This window comes from Candidatus Zixiibacteriota bacterium, from assembly GCA_040753875.1.
Classification (GTDB): Bacteria; Zixibacteria; MSB-5A5; order GN15; family FEB-12; genus DATKJY01.
In genome coordinates this window covers 95,402-115,594 of the sequence record JBFMDV010000001.1, presented here as the reverse complement: position 1 = coordinate 115,594, position 20,193 = coordinate 95,402, and the positions used below count along the sequence as shown (strand labels likewise).

The window sequence follows — 20,193 nt, the reverse complement described above, 5'->3', positions numbered from 1 at the left end:
ACTCTGACAAAAGTAGGCCACTCGCTGGGGGTTGTCAATCAGATTCTGAGCTTCTTCTAAGGAGTAATTGTCCCCGACAGCATGATGTGCCCCGTTGTTTTCCACAGGGCGGCCCAGCTACGCTGGCTGGCATGCCCCTCCTGCTCCTGCGAACCAAACACCACGCAACCGATGCACGAACGGATCATCACGCGAAGTATTAACGTCACTCTATGCCGCGCATAGCCATCTACGCCCGCAAATCGACCGAATCTGAGGACCGGCAGATTCTCTCTATTGACTCCCAGATTCGCGAACTGCAGCAGTTCGCTGCACGCGAACGCTTGTCTATCGTTTGTGTACTCACCGAGTCGAAGTCTGCGAAGTCCCCCGGTCGGCCGGTGTTCAACGACCTCTTCGCGCGTATTCAGCGCGGCGAGTTCGACGGCGTCCTGGTCTGGAAGCTCGACCGTCTGGCCCGCAACCCCGTCGACGGCGGGGCGGTCATCTGGGCGATGGAGGAACGCAAGCTCGCGGCAATCCATACGCCGCACCGCTCGTTCCTGAACACCGGGAACGACAAATTCTGGATGCAGCTCGAATTCGGCATGGCGAAGAAGTACGTGGATGACCTGTCCGACAACGTCAAGCGGGGTATCCGCGCCAAACTGGAACGCGGGTGGATATCAGGATTGCCGCCGCTCGGGTACCTGAATGATCCCGTAAATCGCACGATTGTGAAGGATCCGGAGCGCTTTCCGCTCGTGCGTCGCATGTGGGACCTCCTCCTCGGCGGCGCGCACACGCCGCCCCGTATTCTCCAGATTGCCACGCGCGAGTGGGGCCTCGTGACCCGGCAATTCAAGCGCAGGGGTGGGAAGCCGCTAACGCGCTCCGCGCTGTACGGCCTTTTCCAGAATCCATTCTACTACGGTGGGCTTGTCATTAACGGCGAGTTCTTCCAAGGCAAACACGCGCCAATGATCTCGCTGGCCGAATTCAACCACGCCCAGCGCATTCTCGGCAATTCGACCAATCCTCGCCCTTCCATCCGACCGTCGTTCGCCTACACCGGCCTCATGAAGTGCGGCGAGTGCGGCGCGTCCGTGACCGCCGAGCAGAAGCGGAATCGCTACGGGCGCGAGTACGTCTACTACCACTGCACGAAGCGCAAGGCGGGCGTCGCCTGCACGCAACCCGTCATCGAAGTGAAGTCGTTAGAGCGGCAAATCGAGGCCTTTCTCCAAACTGTCACGATTTCCCCTCGTCTGCGTGACTGGGCAATAGGGCGAGCACGAGCCTTGAACGAAGAAGAGGCCCAAAAAGACCGCGCGGCGTTCGACGGAACGGCCAAGCGGTACGCGGCGTGCGCACGACAGCTATCGGAACTCGTCGACCTCCGCCTGCGGGGCCTCCTGACGGATGACGAGTACGTGAATAAGAAGCGAGAACTCGAGACGGAACGGGCGCGATTGCGCGAACTCCTGCACGATAACGACGGCCGCGTGACCGCCATGGTCAAGCGGTGCGAGGAGGTTTTTGACTTTGCCGCACAAGCAAGTAATGCCTTCAGGACCGGCTCTCCAGAGGAGCGAAGAGCAATACTCCGGTTTACCGGTTCGAACCTCACGCTACGAGACAAAATTCTCACGATTGAGCCGCAAAAGCCGTTGCTTTTCGTCCAACGTACGGTAAAGACCGCGAAGCAGGAAAAGTCGCCGTTCGAACCCGCACATTTGCGCTTAGCTGAGCCAAAAAACACGCGTGTAGTGGCCCCCTTGTCTAAGTGGTGGGCCCTAGTAGACGATGTTCGAACCTTTTTCCTGACTCACCCAAGCTCTCCGTCATTCCAAGGGCTCCTTCGACAAACTAATTCTACACGATGCGCGAGGGCTGTATAGGCGGAACAATTGCTCTGGCGAGCAACACCTGCGGATAACAGTCGCTATCTCCGTCCTTGACGCCTGAGGGCCGGAGTGCCAGGATTGGTTCATCCCTTCCATTAACCGGGTTTCCATATGGCCACCGACATGCCAATCCCCGTTTCCCCCAAGAAGACGCCAAAAGCTGTGCTATGGACTATCATTGTCGTAATCGTCGCCGCCATAGTCGGACTGAGTCTGTACGTGTACACCAAAGGCAACGAGAATGACAATTCGAACGCTACGCTTAACGCCAATAGCAATGTAAACACAGTAGTGAACAGTGATACCAACGCTAATAGCGGTAGCAATGTAAACGCTGCGACAAACGACAACGCAAATGTCTCGAGCAATCTGAATCGCAACCAAGCGAGTTCAAATACGAATTCTGCACTGAACAGCAACTCTTCCGTGAACACCGTTGACTGGCGCACTTACACCGACAAGGACTATGGTTTCACGTTCAAATTCCCCAAAGACTGGAAACTGAGTACCTATCCTAACAAAACCATTTCCGTCGCGCCCCCACAGTTTCAGGAACCTATCCCATTCATTAAGGCGATGCCTGGGGATTTTTCTCAAGTGGCCTCGTGGATTGACAAGAATTGGCTCTTTGCACCTGAAGGAACATTAGTTTCATCTAATGAGACGATCGCATTTGGTGAATTCAACGGGAACATCTATAAGCTGAACACTGAAAACTATGCTGCTATTGCCAATGCCGGAAGCTACCTCATAGCAGTCAACCTTGGCGTCTTAGAGGATAAAGTACCCTTTGCAGATTATCACGTAATGTATCAATCCATAATAGAATCGTTCACCCAATAAACTCTTCGCAAATCACTTCAAGAAACCAGACATAGTCCGTTAAAAATCTAACAAGCGCGCAACTGTGCGTTCAGAATGGAGGAGCTTATGATTCGCTTCTTTTTATTGGTGTTTTGGTTCTGCTGTATAAGCGTGGTCCCCACGACGCGTGCACTGGCCTGCGACCCGTTCGATGAAAACGGCAATTGCAAGGACGCGTGCGGAAATTGGGGTGCGGAAATTGCCAGCTACCAAAATGTGGATGCTTATTCCACCGGCGAGTGGAACGGCACTGGTTGCTCAAATGGCAGCACCACGTACGGCTACAAATGGCAGTGTGTAGAGTACGTCAAACGGTTTTATGGTGTCGAAGTAGGAGATCCAATATCTACGTCTTGGGGCGAAGCCAAGAATGCTTTCTCCAAGAAAGACCAGGATGACGTTGGGCCCAATCTCGTCGCATACTCTCAGGGGAGTTCAACGAAACCCCAACCGGGAGACATACTTTGCTTTGGCGAAGCTGAGGGGGAGGAAAACTCCGGTCACGTTGGAATCATAGCGGAGGTCGGATCGAATTATGTGAAGATGATCGACCAGAACCGAGCTACATCGAGCGTCGACAATCCAATTCAGCTCTCGCTATCTACACAAGCCCCATATTCTGTTCAGTCGATTGGTGGCGGGTATGTGGTTCAGGGATGGCTTCGCGATCCAGATTACTCGCCCGCTCCTGAATTTGCCTGCCAGTGGCACGCCCAGAGTCCTGCCACGACCATCACACTTCACGCCGGAGACAGCTACGGGTTCATCGTCTCGTACGAGAATACCGGGAATGTAACCTGGCACAACACCGGCGGGACGGGTGATCCGAGCTACGTCGAGTTACGCTCCTGCGTATCTGGCGGAAACCAAGCGAACAGCTGGCTGTATCCGGGTGACGGTATCTGGATTGCGAACGACCACCAGCGCGTGGTTGCCCAAGGTGCTGCGAACGTTGGACACGGCCAGAATGCGTGGTTCAGCTTCACTGGCAAGGTGCCAGTAGACGCTACCCCCGGGACGTATCCGATCTACTTCCGCCCCTACCACGGCAACACGCCCCTCACCGGCTGGACCAACCAGCACCCCATCTGGGTGCAGGTCGTCGCTCCGCCGACGCCCCCTATCCCGCCAATCTTCCCCGCCTCCGCCGATTACAACGGGGACGGGAAGGACGATATCGCCCTCTTGGACAAACGCGGGACGGGCACCCTGTACGTCGATTGGACTGCCGGCTACGGTTGGTTCGAGAGCGCCTTCCCGTACTACGGCACGAGCACGGGCATTTGGACCTGCCCCGCCAACTACAACGGGGACGCCTACGCCGACTACGCCCAGCTTGACCGGAGCTACCAGCACGGGACGCTCATGGTGAACTACGGCGTGAACCTGGCGGACGGCTTCACCGAGATGCGCGACTGGTACGGGACCTCGCTGGACATCATCCCGTGCCCAGCGGACTTCAACGGCGACGGCTACGACGACTACGCCCAACTCGACAAGTCCATTCAGAGCGGGCTGTGGCAGATTAACTACGGCCCGAACCTGGCGGACGGCTTCACCGAGTCGTACCCGTACTACGGGTCCGGCCCTACGGTCCTGCCGTGTCCTGCGGACTACGATGGGGACGGCGCTGCCGACATGGCGATCCTCGACCGGTCGAGCACGGGCCACCTCATGGTGAACTACGCCGCCGACGGCTTCGCCACGGGCTACAACGTCAACTACGCATGGTACGGAGAATCGCAGAGCATTATTCCGTGTCCTGCTGATTACAACGGTGACGGGGTGGATGACTACGCCCAGTACGAGCAGGCTTCCGGCTACTACCGGATTAACTACGGCCCGGACTTGGCGAGTGGCTTCGACCTCATGCTGCCGTGGTACGGCATAAGCTCATATCGTTTCCCAGACCCGGGAGACTACGATGGAGACGGTGCCGCGGACATTGCGATCTTCGACCAGGAGACGCGGATCTTCGCTATTAACTACTCAACGAACGGCTTCCCGACAGGCTTCGACGTCTTTATTGACTACAGTGCGCCGCTCGCGAAGCAGGTGGTCGGTGAGCCCTCGGCTCAACTCCCCGTAACCTTCGCGCTGAACCAGAACTACCCGAACCCGTTCAACCCGGTGACCGTGATTGCGTACAGCCTCCCGGCTGCCACGCACGTGACCCTCGATGTGTTCAACATCCTGGGCCAGAAAGTGGCAACCCTCGTCGATGCGGCGCAGCCTGCTGGTGACCACCAGGTCACCTGGGATGCGAGTGCCAACTCCTCTGGAGTGTACCTGTACCGGATCACCATGGGTGACGCGGTGGAGACGAAGAAGATGCTCTTACTGAAGTAATAACCAACTAACACTCAACACACCCTACGGGAAACCGTGGGGTGTTTTTCTTTGGCCCGGGAAGCGATAGGTGGTTATCTCCTTCGCGGAATGACTATTGGACTCACACCAAATAGCCTGAAATCTGTGACCTCCGTAGGTTCCTCGTACCTATACTTCTGCTGATTGACAGCAATTTTCGCAACGAACCCAAGACGCAGCCCATTACTCGCCAACCACGCATCGACGACGTGGCGTTGCATCACCAAGTAGGTTCCGTGGTGCCCCTCATGCTTGTCAACGAGTCGATCCGACAGCCCCTCTGTCCAGTCAGCGCACGCGGCCACTCTGCGTTGAGCTGCGCGAAACTCGATCTCGTTTCCCATTGGCTGAATACTGTCGATGGGAGTTAATTCTGGCACTGGCATAAGGAAAGGATGGTAGCCTCGGAACCACTGCCACGTTGAAATTGGCCAGGGCTTGCCCTCAGCTACCAGCGGAAATACTCGCAAGTCATCGATGTCAATCGACTCCATCTCCATGCAAACGTGGTGCGTGTGGTTTTCCATGAAACTCAGGCAACGGCCTGGATTCGCAGGATTCACATTCACTAAAGGCATGGCGAGGACCTTTGCGGCGACATCTGTAGCGCTTGGCAATCGATGCCCTCTCACGTCATACGCGAAACCAAACATGCAGATGCTTACCGAGACAGTGTCGTCGATATCGGCTGCGGCTGTAGGTAGCATCTCTCCGTTGAGGCCTATGACTATCTCAGGTCCGGCTCGACCCACGAGTTCCTCCAGCGCACGCTGGTACTCAATACCAGCAACTGAAGACCGAGTCTCGTTGCTATACGCATTGTGCATTACGATTCTCGGCCACCAAGCAGGGCAACGGGAGGGCGTCACCTGCCAGTAAGACAAATCGATTGGAATCGTGGAGGTAGACCACTTTCGCAGGAACGGTTCAGGCACACGCTTCTGTGTATAGTAGTGCTGAAGCACTCGAACGAAAGCGGTCTTGAGTACCTCGGTCAGTTGCGTCGTTGCTGCTACGAGGCGTGGATCGTGTCGAACGCCCATGAAGTAGGCGACATCGTCACCGGGTTCAGCGATGGCCATGTGATCAACGATATCATCGGCAACTTGGCACCAGTGTCGGGTGAATTGCGGAATGCCACTCGTCTCCGCAATCGTTGCATATTCCCGGTAAATTGGGGGCAAGCCGTGTTCCATGCCCTTCAGGATCGCCTTGCTCGGAGCGTATGCTGATCGCACGTGTCCGACGGCAGCCCACTGACCGCAGTCCTGCAACGGCAGGCCCGTGCGGACGCGAAGCTCTTCCACGAGTTCGTCCATAGCAACACTCGAATGCGGTACTGCGCGCAGAATCGCATTGAGTTCCGGTTCGGGAAACTGCGTACCATCCAACACGGCCTTCAGAGTGATCAGTAAGCCGAGTGCAGACATTGTCTCCAATTCTTGATTTGAGAGCCAGTTCTGCAGTTTGGGAACAAGCTCCGCGCGCGTGCCCTGGTCGTTGAGGAGCTTAGCGACGGCCGTTGCCGTCCGCTCACGCACGAGGGGCGACGGCGAGGTAAGCCTGGCAAGAAGCAAGTCAACGGCATCGGGTTGCGACTCATCAATCCATTCCGGAGTGGGCACCACGAGGTCGGCCATGAGCTTTTCGAGGAAGGACACTGCAGTCTCTGTGACATGTTCAATGAGCGTCAGTTCATTGAACCGAGCGAAGTACTCAATTCCCCTCGGCAACGGAAAGAACACGTGGTGATTGTGTCCCGGACGCTGGTCGTACTGCCGCACGCTTTTCTCGAAGAACTCGAGGTGGCGTCCCGGAAAGTGCTGCTGTACGATACTCCATCGCCTCACGGCATACTCGGGCTTGTTCCAATAGGTGTCCCAGCCCCGGTCGTTGGCTTGCGCCCAAGTAAGCAGTGTGAAGGCGCTCTCCGGCGCCAGCGATAGCTCATAGCCTGCGACAGCGTCGAGCACCTGACTATCCACCAACTCAGGCTTCGTATCGGCAATGCGCCGCTTCAAAATGCTATAAGCTGTCGCCCGTTGCGAGTTCGACGCCCCGAGCCAATGGTTCGCCCAGACACCCAAAAATCGTTGCCGGTCGTAGCTATCGAGAGTCTCCAGATGAGCATCAAGGCGATCTGGGGCCACAGCTGCTACGTCCGACTGACCGTACTCTTTAAAGGATGAGGACGATTGGTCACGCTTTGGGAAGACAATTGCTCCGAAGACTGCCTCAATACGGCTGACCGCCGCGGCTGCTTCGGGTTCGGAAATCGCTCGCGTCCGCAGCGCCGTCAGCGACTCCTGGTCGAGCGACGTCTCAGCAAGCGCCGCAAAGAACGGATCGCGAAGATTCGCGACCGTGACGATCCGACTGAAGAGAGTCTGGGCGAGGGTGTACTCCTCCCTCCGGCAGGCCCACGCCCAGTAGTGGCAGAGCATGCCCACATCGACGCTGCTCATCGCATCAGCGAGGGCGTCCGGCACACTCTGGAGTTCATCGCCATCCGTAAACTTGCGAATGTGCACGGCAATCGGAATCAGGCGGCGCAACCACTCGCGAGTGCGCGTCGATCCTGCGGCGTGGCAGTATTCGACGGCGTTGAGCACACGGTAGATGTAGGTGTCCTTGTGCGAGCCGTACCCAAGGAGGCAGTTCGCTGCTCTCCTGCAGAATTCCTGTTGCGCGGCGTCATCAGCATACATGCTGCTGATTGCTGCCAAGTCTAGGTAGTGCTCGGCACGGTTCGGGAACTCCTCCATGATCTGCGGGTAGCGCGTGCGCTCGTCGGCGATGTACTGGCGAAAGCTCTGTGCATCCAACAGCGGTCGCCCTGCGGCGATTACGTACTCCACCATCCGCTCGGGGCCAAAGTACGCGCGTGGGACGATGGCGGCCATGGTGGCAACGTCGAGCGCGACGCGGTGTCCGAGGAATGTATTGACGCCCACCAGCGTGTCGAGTACCTCGCGAACCACTAGAGACATGCCCATTTGCCACTCGAGCCTCTCGCGATCCTCAGGCCACTCGAGCGGTGTCACCGAGGCGAGAGACTGCCACAGTGCGTGTACGTCGAGTGGCCGCGATGAACGAATCGCTTCTCCATAGCGGGTGGCGAATTCGAGCAAGGCCGCGAACATGTCCACTGACCAGCGTCGCGGTGCGCGATCCAGCCAAGTCGCTACGACGGCCGAGTCCCCGCGAAGGACCAGCACAATTGCTGCGACAACTCCGTCTGCGAAAAGCAGCGCTCGCGCCGGTCGCGACTTCGAATCGAACTCTGGAACCGTATCCGGAAGCGCGTCGTACGTTGGCAGCGCAACGGGCGGCTGCTCCGTCGCCCCGTGAAGAGCGAGGTACAGCGCAACCGACGGCGGCACGGCCTTGCCAGCGAGCGCCTTGACTACATCCAACAGCGCCGCCGACCGCTGCATGAACTCTTCCCTGACACTTGCGTTCAGGAGTGCTACCAGTTCATCAGGCTCGAACGCCTGTCGCAGCAGCCACTGCGCTGTACTCGTCTGGCCCGTGCGCAGTAGGGTCGTCACGTAGCTGCCCAAGAAGTCTGCGCTCCATTCCAAGTCGCGAAACTGCAGACAGTAGTCGAGCATGCGCTGGGGGTCGTGCTGGCGGTCGCGCGCAATCACTTCAATGATGGCAAGCGAGACCTCCGGCGGTTCGTTCGACCAATCTCCCTTCCGCCTGAATTCCGCTTCCCTGTGGACGCTGTTAATCTGGTCAATGGCGTCGTCCAGAATGGACTCGAGTTCGCCCTGTTGATCGGCGAGCCGCACCACAGCGGCAACCTGCGCAGGGCGCAGGCCCTTGAGATTGGTGTCGATGGCACGTGGCCTCTCCGCCACGAGGGTAGCTATCCACAGACGGTCGGCCAATGACCTGCTGAAGTCCGTATTGCTCTCGAAGTAACCGCCCAGCGAACCGAGTTCGTATACCTTTGCGAAGTCACCGTCCTCGAAGGCGAATCGAGTCGCAGCCTCAATGAGACGGTGGACCGTGTGCTGGGGTCGACGGCGTACCAGTGCATCTATGACCCACTGCCGGTCAATGGCAAAGAGATCTGCGTGATCACCGAGTTCAGCTTTTACCACCGGCAGCAGTCCCCACTTGAGGTACTCTTCCGTACTGCCCTCAAGCCAGTGCCGTACTCGCAGCAAGATTGCAGCACTTTCTGTCCTGCACTCTGGTTGATTCGCCACGAACACCTCGAGGCTGTTGTGAAACGTTTCGACCGTGGTTCGCTTCACAACGAGCAGGTGCTGGATGCCCTGATACGCGGTGTGTATGTCCGCTGGGGCCACAGCCAATTGTGTAGCGAGACTAAGGTACTGAGTCTCGCTGAGTCGTTCCTTGACGACTTGCAGTGCGACCAAGAGCGTACGACTCAGGGCCGGCAGCTGCCGCCACAGCGCAGCGTAGTACTGCTCGATCTCCTGGTTCAGCGGGAGCAATTGGTCGAGATCGAACTGGTTCACTTCAGTCGTGCCTTTGGCGATCTTGAGTTGCCGGAGCGTGTACCGAAGGTGCAAGGGATTGCCGCTGGTAAGCGTATTGATCCGCTGCAGTAGCGGTTGGAGCACGGGCGGTTCTTTAGGCAATGTGAGTCCGATTTCGTTCTTCCGTACGACAGCGTCGACGGCGTCCTGAGTCAGGCCAGGGACCTCAATCCAAGATGCCTTCGGGCATTTATCTAGCACAACCTGCGGGAGATGCGGCTCTGCCACTTCCTGCATGCCCAGGAGTATCCAGAGTCCAGGCTGCGGTTGGCACACCTGGCGAAGGAATGTTTGCAGTTCATCTGCGCTTTCATAGCGGGGGACGTGATCGAGCCCGTCGACAATGAAGACATACGCTTTCCCTGCTGCAGCGAAGTGCTGTGCAGCCTGCGCAATGAATTCTCGCAGGTCAACGCCTGCCGAATTGAGCCACGCGAGCGATCCAATGGCGTCCTGGTGTTCTTTGAACTGCGCCTTAATAGCTTCAACGACGCGATGCGCTGGGAGCCGTTCCTGAGGATTCTCATCACTTGGGGCGAGGTGATAGTGGTGACGTATACAGACCACGCCTTTGTCGACTAAGACATCGTGTAGCTTCGACAGGTAGGTGCTCTTTCCGGAGCCGGGCTTCCCAACGATAACCTGAAGGCCACCTTCCGGAGCACGGAGGGCTTCCACAAGCTGATTGTGCGTGTTCTCATTGAACCACTGGAAATCGCTCGGCACTTCAAACGCCTCTACGAGTTTGCGAGGCACGTCGAAGTCACACCAAGCGCGGATCTCGTCGAGGCTGATGGCGCGAGGAAACTTCGCACCGAATTCCTTGCGCAGTTGATCGGTGACTGACAGAATGCCACTGTCGGTAGCACGAAGACCATGCAGAGCAGAGATTGTACGAGACGCGAGATCATCTACGCCCGACTGTCCAAACCGGAACCGGAAAACGGCGAAGAAATCATCGAGTATATCTACGCCAACCTCAGCCGCAATGCGGGCATAAAGGTCGCCGTCGTGCCCACGCACGTCCTCGATCCTCAGTCGTCCGTCAGGTGCGACAAATCTCGATACTGTGACGTCCGCTGCGCCGTTAGTGAGGAGGAACGCTTCGGAGATTCGTCCAGCCCGGATGAGCTTCCGGTAGGAAGACGACCACTTCTTCAGGAGCGATGATCCTCGAGGCTTTTCGGGGTTGAGCAACTGATCCCAGGTCCACAGATTTCGCTCCGGGGACTCTCGGTGCTTAACTTGGCAGAGTTCGTACGCGCCATCCTTCATGCGTAGGACGACGTCGTCAAGCGAAAAGCGGCCAGCGTCTGCTTCGGACGGCGCGGTTTGGAACTGAACGTTCTGATAGAGATCCGGTTGAGCGAGCCACTTGGTACAGTAGTCAAGTGCCCAAAGTTCCTCGTAGAGGAACCCCGTCCTTATTGTGTGCGTAGGATTGCGCCTAGTCATGGAATTTCAGCAGGTTCAATTGTATAGCTCCATGTTCACACTATAAACCCACGTGTTTTTGGTGGCTCTATAGCCAATCTGGCCATAACAAATCTACGCCCCACCAAGTTGAATTGCAAGCATCACCACATTCTCGCCACCACCACTTATTATAGGATTCAGCAGACGCAGCATGCCTCCAAACGGTAAGTGCTTCAAGAGCATAGTTCGATACGCGCTCGACATTCAAAGCAGAAGGAGTTGCACTCGAAGAGCCCTTTGGCTATATTTATATATTGATCCACAACGATCCTGAACAGTATTCTAACGGAGGTCTCAGATGTTCGGAGAGGAACTTCGTCGCTACCTTCGGCCTGAACCGGCGTGGGTAGATCTCGTCGCTCAAGTTACACAACACCCCGACCGCCCCCGACCACTCCGTACGGTCGATCAAATCTTCATGTTACCCGGCAGTCAACTTGTGCAAGCACTTCTGGCTATCGACTATCTCAAGTACCGAGACGTGGTCATGGTCGGAGATGGCGATTGCATGTCCTTGGTGGTCGCGCACTTAGCAAACAAAGGCATTTTCAAAGCACCATCAAAGATTAGGGTCTTCGATTTTGATGAGCGCCTGCTTGCGTTCATCGAGCAAGCGATTAAGGACCTCGACATTCCTCCAGACCTCATAACTTGCCATCGGTACAATGTCCGCAACCCTGTGCCGCCTGAGTTTGCTCAGGCACATGACGTATTCTATACGAATCCGCCGTATGGCTCTGCCGACGGTGGAGAATGCGGAAAGTTGTTTCTTGCCCGCTGCATGGAATTTTGCAAACCAGCTCCGAGCTGGGGAATGGCGCTCTTACCCTTCGCACATAAAGAGGACTGGAGTCGAAAAGCCATGTTTAACATTCAGACTTTTCTTTGTTCCCAGGGTTACGTTGTCTCCGAAATGATCCGGGAAATTCATCAATATCATTTGGATGATCGACCAAGCCTGAGGTCATGCAACATGGTAGTCGATCGAGTGGAGAACAAGAAACCCCTCTTTGCCGGCCAGCGCATAACTGATGACAAATTGAAGAACTTCTACGGGCGTACCGCACGGCGAATGCCTGAGTACATTTCTATAAATTCGGAAATGGTTTTTTCACGGGGTGAGCACCAGCTGCTTAGTGATGCCCCTGCATGGCGCCCACCCCAGAAAGAGGCTGCAAAAGCCCGAAAATAGCGGATTATGTAATGCCCTAAGTCTGGGCCACACTCAGCCGCTCCTTGGTTCAGTGACGGCGTGTAGCATCGTACACTAACGCGTCACGAAACGCGCGCAACTTGCTCACGTAGTTACTCGTGGACGGCGAATCGGTACATATAGAGCGCAACGACTGAACTTCTTCACGAGTCAAGCTTACGGGATCGCAAAGTGTCACAAAAAAGGGCGCGACCAATTTGGCCACCATGTTAATTTGGTACTGTTTCCTCGGGACAACCAAGTTCTTATTAATGTCGCTCAGTTCGACAACTGATGTCACTTGCGAGCTACCAATTTGTGGGTTGCTGCTTCCCCAATTGCGGTAGTCGCCGATATCAAACATGCCAAGGGACGCGATCTTCAGGGGAGTATCGGCGCTGCAAACTAGGGCATAGTGCTTCTTCTTCGCGCCGCCACCGGCGAAGGCTCTGCTTTTGAGCACTACATGCTCAGGAATATCGGCGAGATTTCCGGAGTGGTCTCTGTATTTCAGCCAAAGGGCCACCGAATCTGGATCAGAGTCCATTGCCTTCGGCTTCGAAGGCATCTTCGAAAAAACGACAACACTCACCTCGCCTGAAACTATTGGAAGGACCTTTGAACCAAGCGAGTTCCCAATTCCCCAGAAGAATAGGCCACTGCCGGCCTGCCGTTCGATTTCTTTGCGACGAATAATTTCGTCGAGCGGATCGCCTGCCTCCGCTTGGATCTTTGTCCAACAGAAAGTTGCTGGGAGTGAAAGGCTCATGTTTCAGTAAAATACTACGGTGTGGCTTTAGCAAGATGAAATGTCATCTCGTTTTTCGCGCTCGGCACTGAAGTTGGAAATCTAACTGCGAACGCAAGCACTAAAACTTCCAACCTTCATTGGCAATGAGATACTTGAGGCGTTCACATGGTACCTTGTAGTGACTACAGACATCAGGGATCTTTGGCTTCCCATTGCTTCCAGTCCGTTCCTGACTAATGACCACAGCCTTCCTGCATCGCGCGAGGGCAATCACGAAGGGGTCTGCGCCCGACCGATTCGTACCCGTTGCTTTGATGAGCAGCGGGTGGGATTTCAGGAGCTCGATGACGGCATCCTGGATTTCTTCCGTGTGGGGGACTACCATCTTTGGGCGCACCTTGACCCACTTGAAGAGGTCATCGTCCTGCTTCTCCAGTTCACAGAAGACTTCTTCGGAAACGACGACTCTCTCTGCGGCAATCAACTCGTCAAGCTTCTTCCAGAAGGATTCGAATGCTGCAATGGGATACGCATCCGTCCACGCGACAATCAGGGAGCTCGAATCTAGGCTGTAGATGGTCGAATTGCCACGACTCATAGTGCTCGATCCAATGCTGATCGCACCTTCTGCAAGTGCTTCAGCTTCAGGCCAAGGTAGTTGCTGACAGTGCTGGCCGAAATGTGATCGCGACTGAAGGCCTCCAAGACGAGGCCCGGAAAGACGTTGCCGCCCAAACTCACAACGTTCTCCGCTGGGGAAATGAAACCCTTCTGCTTGGGCCGACGGGAAAACTGCTCATTGAGCTCGGCAACAAGGCGGTCATACACCGTCGGTGTGATGACGTCGAAAATGAGCAAGCGTCGGGCAAGGGCGTACCTGCTGCATGCGATTGTGAGTGCAATCTTCCCAAGGTCGTCAATCGACCAGGTCTTAGCCCCGTGACCGTGCACAACCGGGTGCCCAAGCAAGTCCTTCTTCGGGATGAGAACCGCACCCGCAACGTAGTTGCAGAACACTTCCACGTCCTTCTTCACATTGCGGCTGGGCGCAGATCGTTCAAATTCGTTGCAGATACCGACATTTCGCAAAGCGATATGCGTTACTTCATGGAAGAGCGAGAATAATCGGCCGGCAGTCGTGTCGGTCCGGTTCACCACGATTGACGGCAGCGGAAACTCTCCGATGGAAAAACCACGTGCCTCGCCTGCGCTGATGTGGGAGAATTGAAAGACGAGGATACCCTGATGTTCAAATCGTAAGCGAACGTCGGTGAAGGCCCTCTGCGGGTCCTTCCACTTTAACTGATCATCGGCACCTATTCCAAAGTACTGGCGCAGTTCGGCTGCGACACGTTCCGGATCTGCATTCAGAGTTGTAGTATACGTGAACTCATTCGGCTTCTCGTCTAGCATTCCAAAGAGATCGAGGGCGCTTTCACGTTTGTCATACGCCTCCCGTATGGCGAGTTGCAGGGCGCTAGACACACTCGGCACAACACCATCAGTGAACCGCCTAAAGTCACGAATCGGCTGAAACTTGCCCAAGGGTGGCTGCGACAGGAAGAATACAGCCAAGCTGTATCGGTACACATGTGCCGTTTTGCGAAGTTGACTGATCGTCGGTTGGGCAGTGGAAGACTCCCAGGCAGCCAGCATCTCCGTGGGTACACCAATCTTCTTCGCGGCTTCTTCAACGGTGAAGTGGCTTTGCTCCCGTGCCCAAATGAGAATAGCGGGAGTAATTTTTGCTCTCAATCGTTCTGGCATACTCTACTATTAGTCATTCCATCCACAGGTCTGCGATGAGGTCTTCCAATCGTTGTTCCGCATCTGACCTTAGCAGTCGTACTCCGGCCATCGCGGTCTCAAGGTTATCGAGCTTTTTGACAGCCTGCGTCTGAACTGTCAGCGACGGCAAGGCAATGACCTCTCTATAGATGTCGTTTCGGTTTACGCCGGGCATTGCGCCACCAGACTGGTGCTTTGCGAGGCCCAAGGTCAGCAGGACGTAATACAGGTACCTGGGCATCACCTTCTCCGGTTGAGTGACGCGCACCCAAAATGCCGTGTCAATGGGCCAGCAGCTACTATCCGACCACATGACCGTTCCCGATGTTGCCCCACGACGACCGATGACAATTACGGGCCCCTCGGCAATGAAGCTATCGTGATAACCGATGATGTTGCCCGCGCCGTAAACTGGATAGGGGCCGTCCACTCGCTTGCCTTCGGGCAGCGGATCGCCATAGACGAATTCGCAGACGCGACCAAGCTCGATGCTGATTGAGTGAGCGGGCGACCGACCAATGTCGACTGAATATGACTTAATCATACTGTCCGCCGACTGCAATATCTGCCGCTGCCTCCGAACGATCTCCACAATCTCTGCTTGTCTTGCCAACGGCGGGAACGGCACTTTCAATTCCAACAGAACTTCTACTTCTGCTCGCCGTCGTCCTGTCGCGCCAGAGACCAATTGCTCTATCTGGTTGTAGAATGGCTTCGATTGCAGCACAAATTCCAGGAATTCGGGAATCACTACGTGGCTATTCACTGACAATACGGGGAAGTCCTGTGAAAGTATTGCCCCGTCCAATTCTGGTGGAATAATGCCGAAGGCCCCATTTCTCGCATCGATGCGGGAAAGGACAATGTCTCCAGAATGGCCAATCGACTGATTATTCGTCTTAATATCTCGGCCCGCAATCTCCTGTCGGAGCACTACGCCCTTGCCGTATAGTCGTACGGTCAATTGCTTGTAGTTGCCTGCGGGAACGATTTCCGCTTTTTCGAGTCTCTGAGTAACGAGCGTACGAAGCACGACCCGATCGTGGTGGCCGCTAGTCTTTACCACCTTATCCAGCTCACGCAGCGACTTGTCTCGCTTCATGGCAGCATCGGGCAGTCCATCTAAATATTCACGCACGATATCAACGTGCAGGGCACAACGTGGGTCAAGAGACGCAATCACCGTGAGCGCTTTTTTAACTTCTACACCGCTATGCAAGGTGGAGTACTTTTCCTCTACTGACATACGCGCGGCTGCGACCACTCCAGCGAGAGCATTGTGCCATGCTGCGACTGCATCATCACTCAACTCGCTTCGGTAGCTTATTAGGTTGAAGCTGAAGGAGTGGGCGCGTTCAATGGCCTTGGCGATCTCATTGCCTCGCTGCGCTTCTAGCACAGCATCCAATTGACGAATTCTCTCCTTGAATTCGTGATTGTCGATTGCCCCTTTGTCCTTCTTCCCTTGGAGCTGCGTGCGAAGCTTGGCCCTGCGGTCGCTGGCCGCGGTCTGCAACTTCGACTCAACCTCGCGTCGGAGACGCTCAATAGCCCTGGGATCGAGAGTCTCTATCCACTCCTTGGGTAAGGAGAAGCTGCGGGCAGTGTCCTTCGGCAGCTTCCCTCGCTTTACTTCACGAAAGAGGGTAAGCATCTCAGGAATTTGGCTGCCGTCGATTGTCTTCCGCGTTGTGCCCATCGAGAACCCGTCGTTATCAATGCGGTAGTGCCAGACGAAATTCGTAGCGTTGCCCTTCTCGAAGTACAGGATCGATGTCTTTGCGCCTTGGCCATTTTTAGATACAAAAACTCCTTGCGGCAGACTGACAATTGCCCGAAGGTTGGCGTCGTTCAATAGCAGCTTCCGAAGCGCACAGGCGCTGTTCTGGTCCCAAGTGAGAAAGCCTTCCGATACAACGACAGCACAGCGCCCATTTACCCGCAACAAGTCGAACATGAGTTTTACAAACAGAATCGTCGTTTCCGATTCCTTCGCAAAATCTTCCCACACGTTGGGGTAAGCTGGCTGGTCACGTTCAGCCCCGAAAGGAGGGTTTGCGATAACAACGGTCTTTGACGCTGCGTCCCGGCCGGGATCATAGGCTTTGAGGGAATCACCCTGATCGATGTTATGCGGATTGAGCCCGCGAATGTACATATTCACAGCGGCCATCTTACGAATTCGGCCCTGGTACTCTATCCCACCAATGCCAGTTCGATAAAACTGGTTCGCGACGTGTGCAGGTGGAAACTTTCGCGTTTTTCGGGCTTTCTCGATAACGTATTCATACGCGTCGAACAAGAATCCAGCGGTGCCGCACGCAGGGTCAAATATTGTATCCGTGAAATCGGGGTCGACCATTTCGATCATCATTCGGCGAATATGGTCTGGAGTGCGATAGAGCCCCAAAGCTTGAGTGCCCCCGGTCTCGGATAGTGCCGACTCGATAGCATCACCCAGCAAGTCCGTGCGGAGAATGCGCTGTTCCTCGATCTCATGGACTAGACCAATCACTTCAGCAATTACGCCACCTTTGACGTTGTTCGTAAAATTCGAGTTGGCGAACACTTCCTCCATGAGCACCAGCTGATCCTGAATCTTTGTTGGAAGATTGCCCTTAATAACGTCACGGCTCTTCGTGAGAATTGTAGCGTAAAAAGGGAAGCTCGATTTATTGAGTTCGGCAAGTACCTGGTCGCCGGTGAGCGACAGCAAGTGCGAAAACAGTAGGCGGTAGCGCTCGCCTTTAAACAGGTTGCGGAGCGGCTTGAACTCCTCGTCTTGCTTGAGCTTCGCCTCGAAGATGCGCAGCAACAGGAGTTCGATGATGTACTCGACCCGTTCCACCGGAGTGCCTGCCGGTCGCAGCTTATTGTGCAGACGCTTCAGGATGTTGTTCGTGTCGGTATCGGCGTAGTGAATGGTTGATCGTGCCATTGTCGTTAGACTCGCAATGCCGCTTCAAGTTCTTCGAACACCTTCGGCAGTTGGTGCTCGAATTTGCGGTTCATCTCTTCGAAGTCAGCGCCGATAATGCGGAGGTACACCGGATTGTTGAAGATATCCCTCGGCGACAGCTTGTTCTTGGCTTCGATATTCTCCGCGACAATATCCTTCAGGTCGCGGAGTGCCTGAATCTGTTCATCAGTGAAGTCGTAAGTTTTCACGTAGGCCTCGAAGCCACGTTCGATGCGCTCTCGCAGTGTCGGAATCTTGCGCACGCCCAACGCGTGGAGAAAGAAATCCCACATCGACCCTTGATCGAAGTCATAAACACGCTGCAGTTGTCCTTCATCCAAGTACACTTCGGGGTTCTTGGCCCACGTCCTTATCGTGTCGAGCTCCATCTCGTCGGGCCGGTAGTCGGCGTTCTTCTCGGCCTTGGCTTTGAGCGCAATCACACCTGGCGACTTAGTCTGCGTCAATTGGTCCTCAAATAGTGAACGTGCTTTCTCGATTGGGATATTGTCAATCACTTTCACTTGATCTCCGTGCAGGTAGATGCGCTGGATGAGGTGGGCCGGATCGGGATTGTCGATAATGAACCACTCGCCCTTCGGACCAGGCCCCGGTCCTGGACCGGCACCGCCGCCCCTGCCCTTCACCGTATCCACGTTTGGCTTCGGCGTCCCTTTGCCGTTGTCCGCCATTCTCTCGCATAAGCCGACGAAGTCAAGGACCTTGAAGGAGAACTTGCCGCTCTTCGGATCAAGTCGCGTACCACGGCCAAGCATCTGGATGTACTTGCCTACTGACTTCGTCAACGCATCGAACGCAATGTAGCGAACGCATGGGATGTCTACACCCGTACCCATGATGTCCACTGACACCGCAACAAAGGGTTTATGGTTTACATCTTTGAACCACCTCTTAAACGTGGCGTTTAGGTCATTATTATCGGAAATGATGGCCTCCGCGTAACGCGGGCTAGCTTCGTCTTCCAATGTTGCAAACGCTTTGTTGATTGCCTTCGCGAGCATAGTGCAGTGCGCTTGGCTCGCACCGAAGACGATTACTTTCTCGCCGTAGGTGGTATTGGTCTTGAGCTCTTCGGCAATCCGGTCGCAGTGCTGCTCAGAAATGTACTTCCGGTTCAGCTGCTCGAGCATGAGGCGCTTCGTCTCGTCGAGTTCGATTTTCTTCCGCTCGTCGGGATCGAGCACATAGGTAAACTCCACGCCCTTCTCTCGTGCGAGTTTCGTCAGCTCTGTTTCAATAGACAGCACCGAGTATGGGGCCAAGAATCCCTCGTCGATGCCGCGTGCGAGGTCGAACTGGTAGTCAGGCTCGCCAACCTCGCAGCCGAATAGTCGGTAGGTGTCGAGGATTGCCAGGTCTTCATCGGAGATGTCTTTTCCCTTGGCCGCGACCGCCGTCCGCGGGGTGGCGGTCAACCCGATGCGCGGGCAGAGGAAGTGATCGAAAATGAGCTTGCGGTTGATGTTGATGGATCGGTGGCATTCGTCAACGATAATGAGGTCGTAAAAAGTGCTTTGGATATCCTGGAAGATATTCTCTAGTGTATCGATCACCACGACGTGGATTTGCGCGTTCTTGTACTGCTTGTAGTTCGACGACGTTATGCGGACAGCCGAGAACTGTTTGCTGATGAGAGCAAAGCCATCATTCAACGCTTGGTCTGCCAGCATGATCCGGTCGACGACGAATAGCACGCGCTTCGCCATGTTGTATTCAAGGAGTGCCTTTACGAGCGCAACCATCGTTCGCGTCTTCCCGAGACCAGTTGCCATGTGCACGAGCATCTTCTGCTTGCGTTCTTTGAATCTCGTCAGCAGCGTCTCAATGCACTCGGTCTGGAAGTACGTCTCTTTGCCGCAGCTGGGGTTGATGCCGCCAGCGATGTTCTTGTCGATGACGACTTCCCGGCTGAGGTTCACCTGCTTCGCCTGCTCGATCTTGAGCTGCATCTCCTCAAGCGTCAGGAAGCCGTTGACTTGGCGAAACTCGCCGGCTTCCAATCCACGCCACTCCAAGTCGTAGAAGAGGATGCGCTCGGGGGTACACGCATAGAGAAAACGCGGCTGGAGTACCGCCGCGTAGAGCGTCCGAAGCTTCGGCAACGCCTTCTTGGCGTCATCCAATTTGTTCTCGAAGACGGCGACAATGTTCCCGTTCAGGTCTGTGAGCGTGATGTCCGGCTTGACGCTCTTACGGCCCTCGAACACCTTCTGCTGTTCCGGAGTCAAAATGTATTCCTGTTGGTATAGCAGGGTATCCTTGCGCTTCCAGCCGAGCGCGGTTAGGTCCTCGATGACCTTGAGGTCGGTGTCTGTGGCTTCGTTGGTCCGCACCATATCAACAGTTGGAAGTCAAATGGCCCTTCAGCA

Annotated in this window: 10 protein-coding genes; 4 read left to right on the top strand and 6 right to left on the bottom strand. The window is 55.4% G+C overall.

What is annotated here, in order from left to right:
* Positions 1 to 212: 212 nt before the first annotated feature.
* The 3 genes from AB1644_00510 to AB1644_00500 all read left to right on the top strand — a co-directional run bounded on the left by AB1644_00510 (position 213) and on the right by AB1644_00500 (position 5,099).
* Entirely contained in the window at positions 213 to 1,880 is a 1,668-nt protein-coding gene (locus tag AB1644_00510) for a recombinase family protein (GenBank protein ID MEW6049539.1), read from the top strand.
* A 117-nt stretch (positions 1,881 to 1,997) separates the two neighbouring features.
* Entirely contained in the window at positions 1,998 to 2,729 is a 732-nt protein-coding gene (locus AB1644_00505) for a hypothetical protein (protein ID MEW6049538.1), read from the top strand.
* An 87-nt stretch (positions 2,730 to 2,816) separates the two neighbouring features.
* On the top strand, positions 2,817 to 5,099 hold the full coding sequence (locus AB1644_00500) for a CHAP domain-containing protein (GenBank protein ID MEW6049537.1): 2,283 nt from the start codon (positions 2,817 to 2,819) through the stop codon (positions 5,097 to 5,099).
* Between the two features lie 74 nt (positions 5,100 to 5,173).
* Here the strand turns inward: AB1644_00500 and AB1644_00495 are convergent, their stop codons facing one another.
* A complete protein-coding gene (locus AB1644_00495) occupies positions 5,174 to 11,092 on the bottom strand; it encodes an ATP-binding protein (GenBank protein ID MEW6049536.1) in 5,919 nt (1,972 codons plus the stop codon).
* Between the two features lie 319 nt (positions 11,093 to 11,411).
* Between AB1644_00495 and AB1644_00490 the strand changes: the two genes are divergently transcribed.
* Complete coding sequence (locus tag AB1644_00490; protein ID MEW6049535.1) at positions 11,412 to 12,305, top strand: bis-aminopropyl spermidine synthase family protein; 894 nt, start codon at positions 11,412 to 11,414, stop codon at positions 12,303 to 12,305.
* A 49-nt stretch (positions 12,306 to 12,354) separates the two neighbouring features.
* Here AB1644_00490 and AB1644_00485 read toward each other — a convergent pair whose 3' ends face one another.
* From AB1644_00485 to AB1644_00465, 5 genes are all read right to left on the bottom strand, one after another.
* Complete coding sequence (locus AB1644_00485) at positions 12,355 to 13,074, bottom strand: hypothetical protein (protein MEW6049534.1); 720 nt, start codon at positions 13,072 to 13,074, stop codon at positions 12,355 to 12,357.
* Between the two features lie 100 nt (positions 13,075 to 13,174).
* Positions 13,175 to 13,654 carry a DUF4411 family protein gene (locus AB1644_00480; protein ID MEW6049533.1) on the bottom strand — a complete coding sequence of 160 codons (480 nt, stop codon included), beginning with the start codon at positions 13,652 to 13,654 and terminating at the stop codon, positions 13,175 to 13,177.
* Positions 13,651 to 14,823 carry an XRE family transcriptional regulator gene (locus AB1644_00475; GenBank protein MEW6049532.1) on the bottom strand — a complete coding sequence of 391 codons (1,173 nt, stop codon included), beginning with the start codon at positions 14,821 to 14,823 and terminating at the stop codon, positions 13,651 to 13,653. The genes AB1644_00480 and AB1644_00475 overlap by 4 nt, the downstream gene beginning before the upstream one ends.
* A 13-nt stretch (positions 14,824 to 14,836) precedes the next feature.
* Positions 14,837 to 17,782, bottom strand: a complete 2,946-nt coding sequence (locus AB1644_00470) for an N-6 DNA methylase (GenBank protein MEW6049531.1) — start codon at positions 17,780 to 17,782, stop codon at positions 14,837 to 14,839.
* Between the two features lie 5 nt (positions 17,783 to 17,787).
* Positions 17,788 to 20,160, bottom strand: a complete 2,373-nt coding sequence (locus tag AB1644_00465) for a DEAD/DEAH box helicase family protein (GenBank protein ID MEW6049530.1) — start codon at positions 20,158 to 20,160, stop codon at positions 17,788 to 17,790.
* Positions 20,161 to 20,193: the final 33 nt, after the last annotated feature.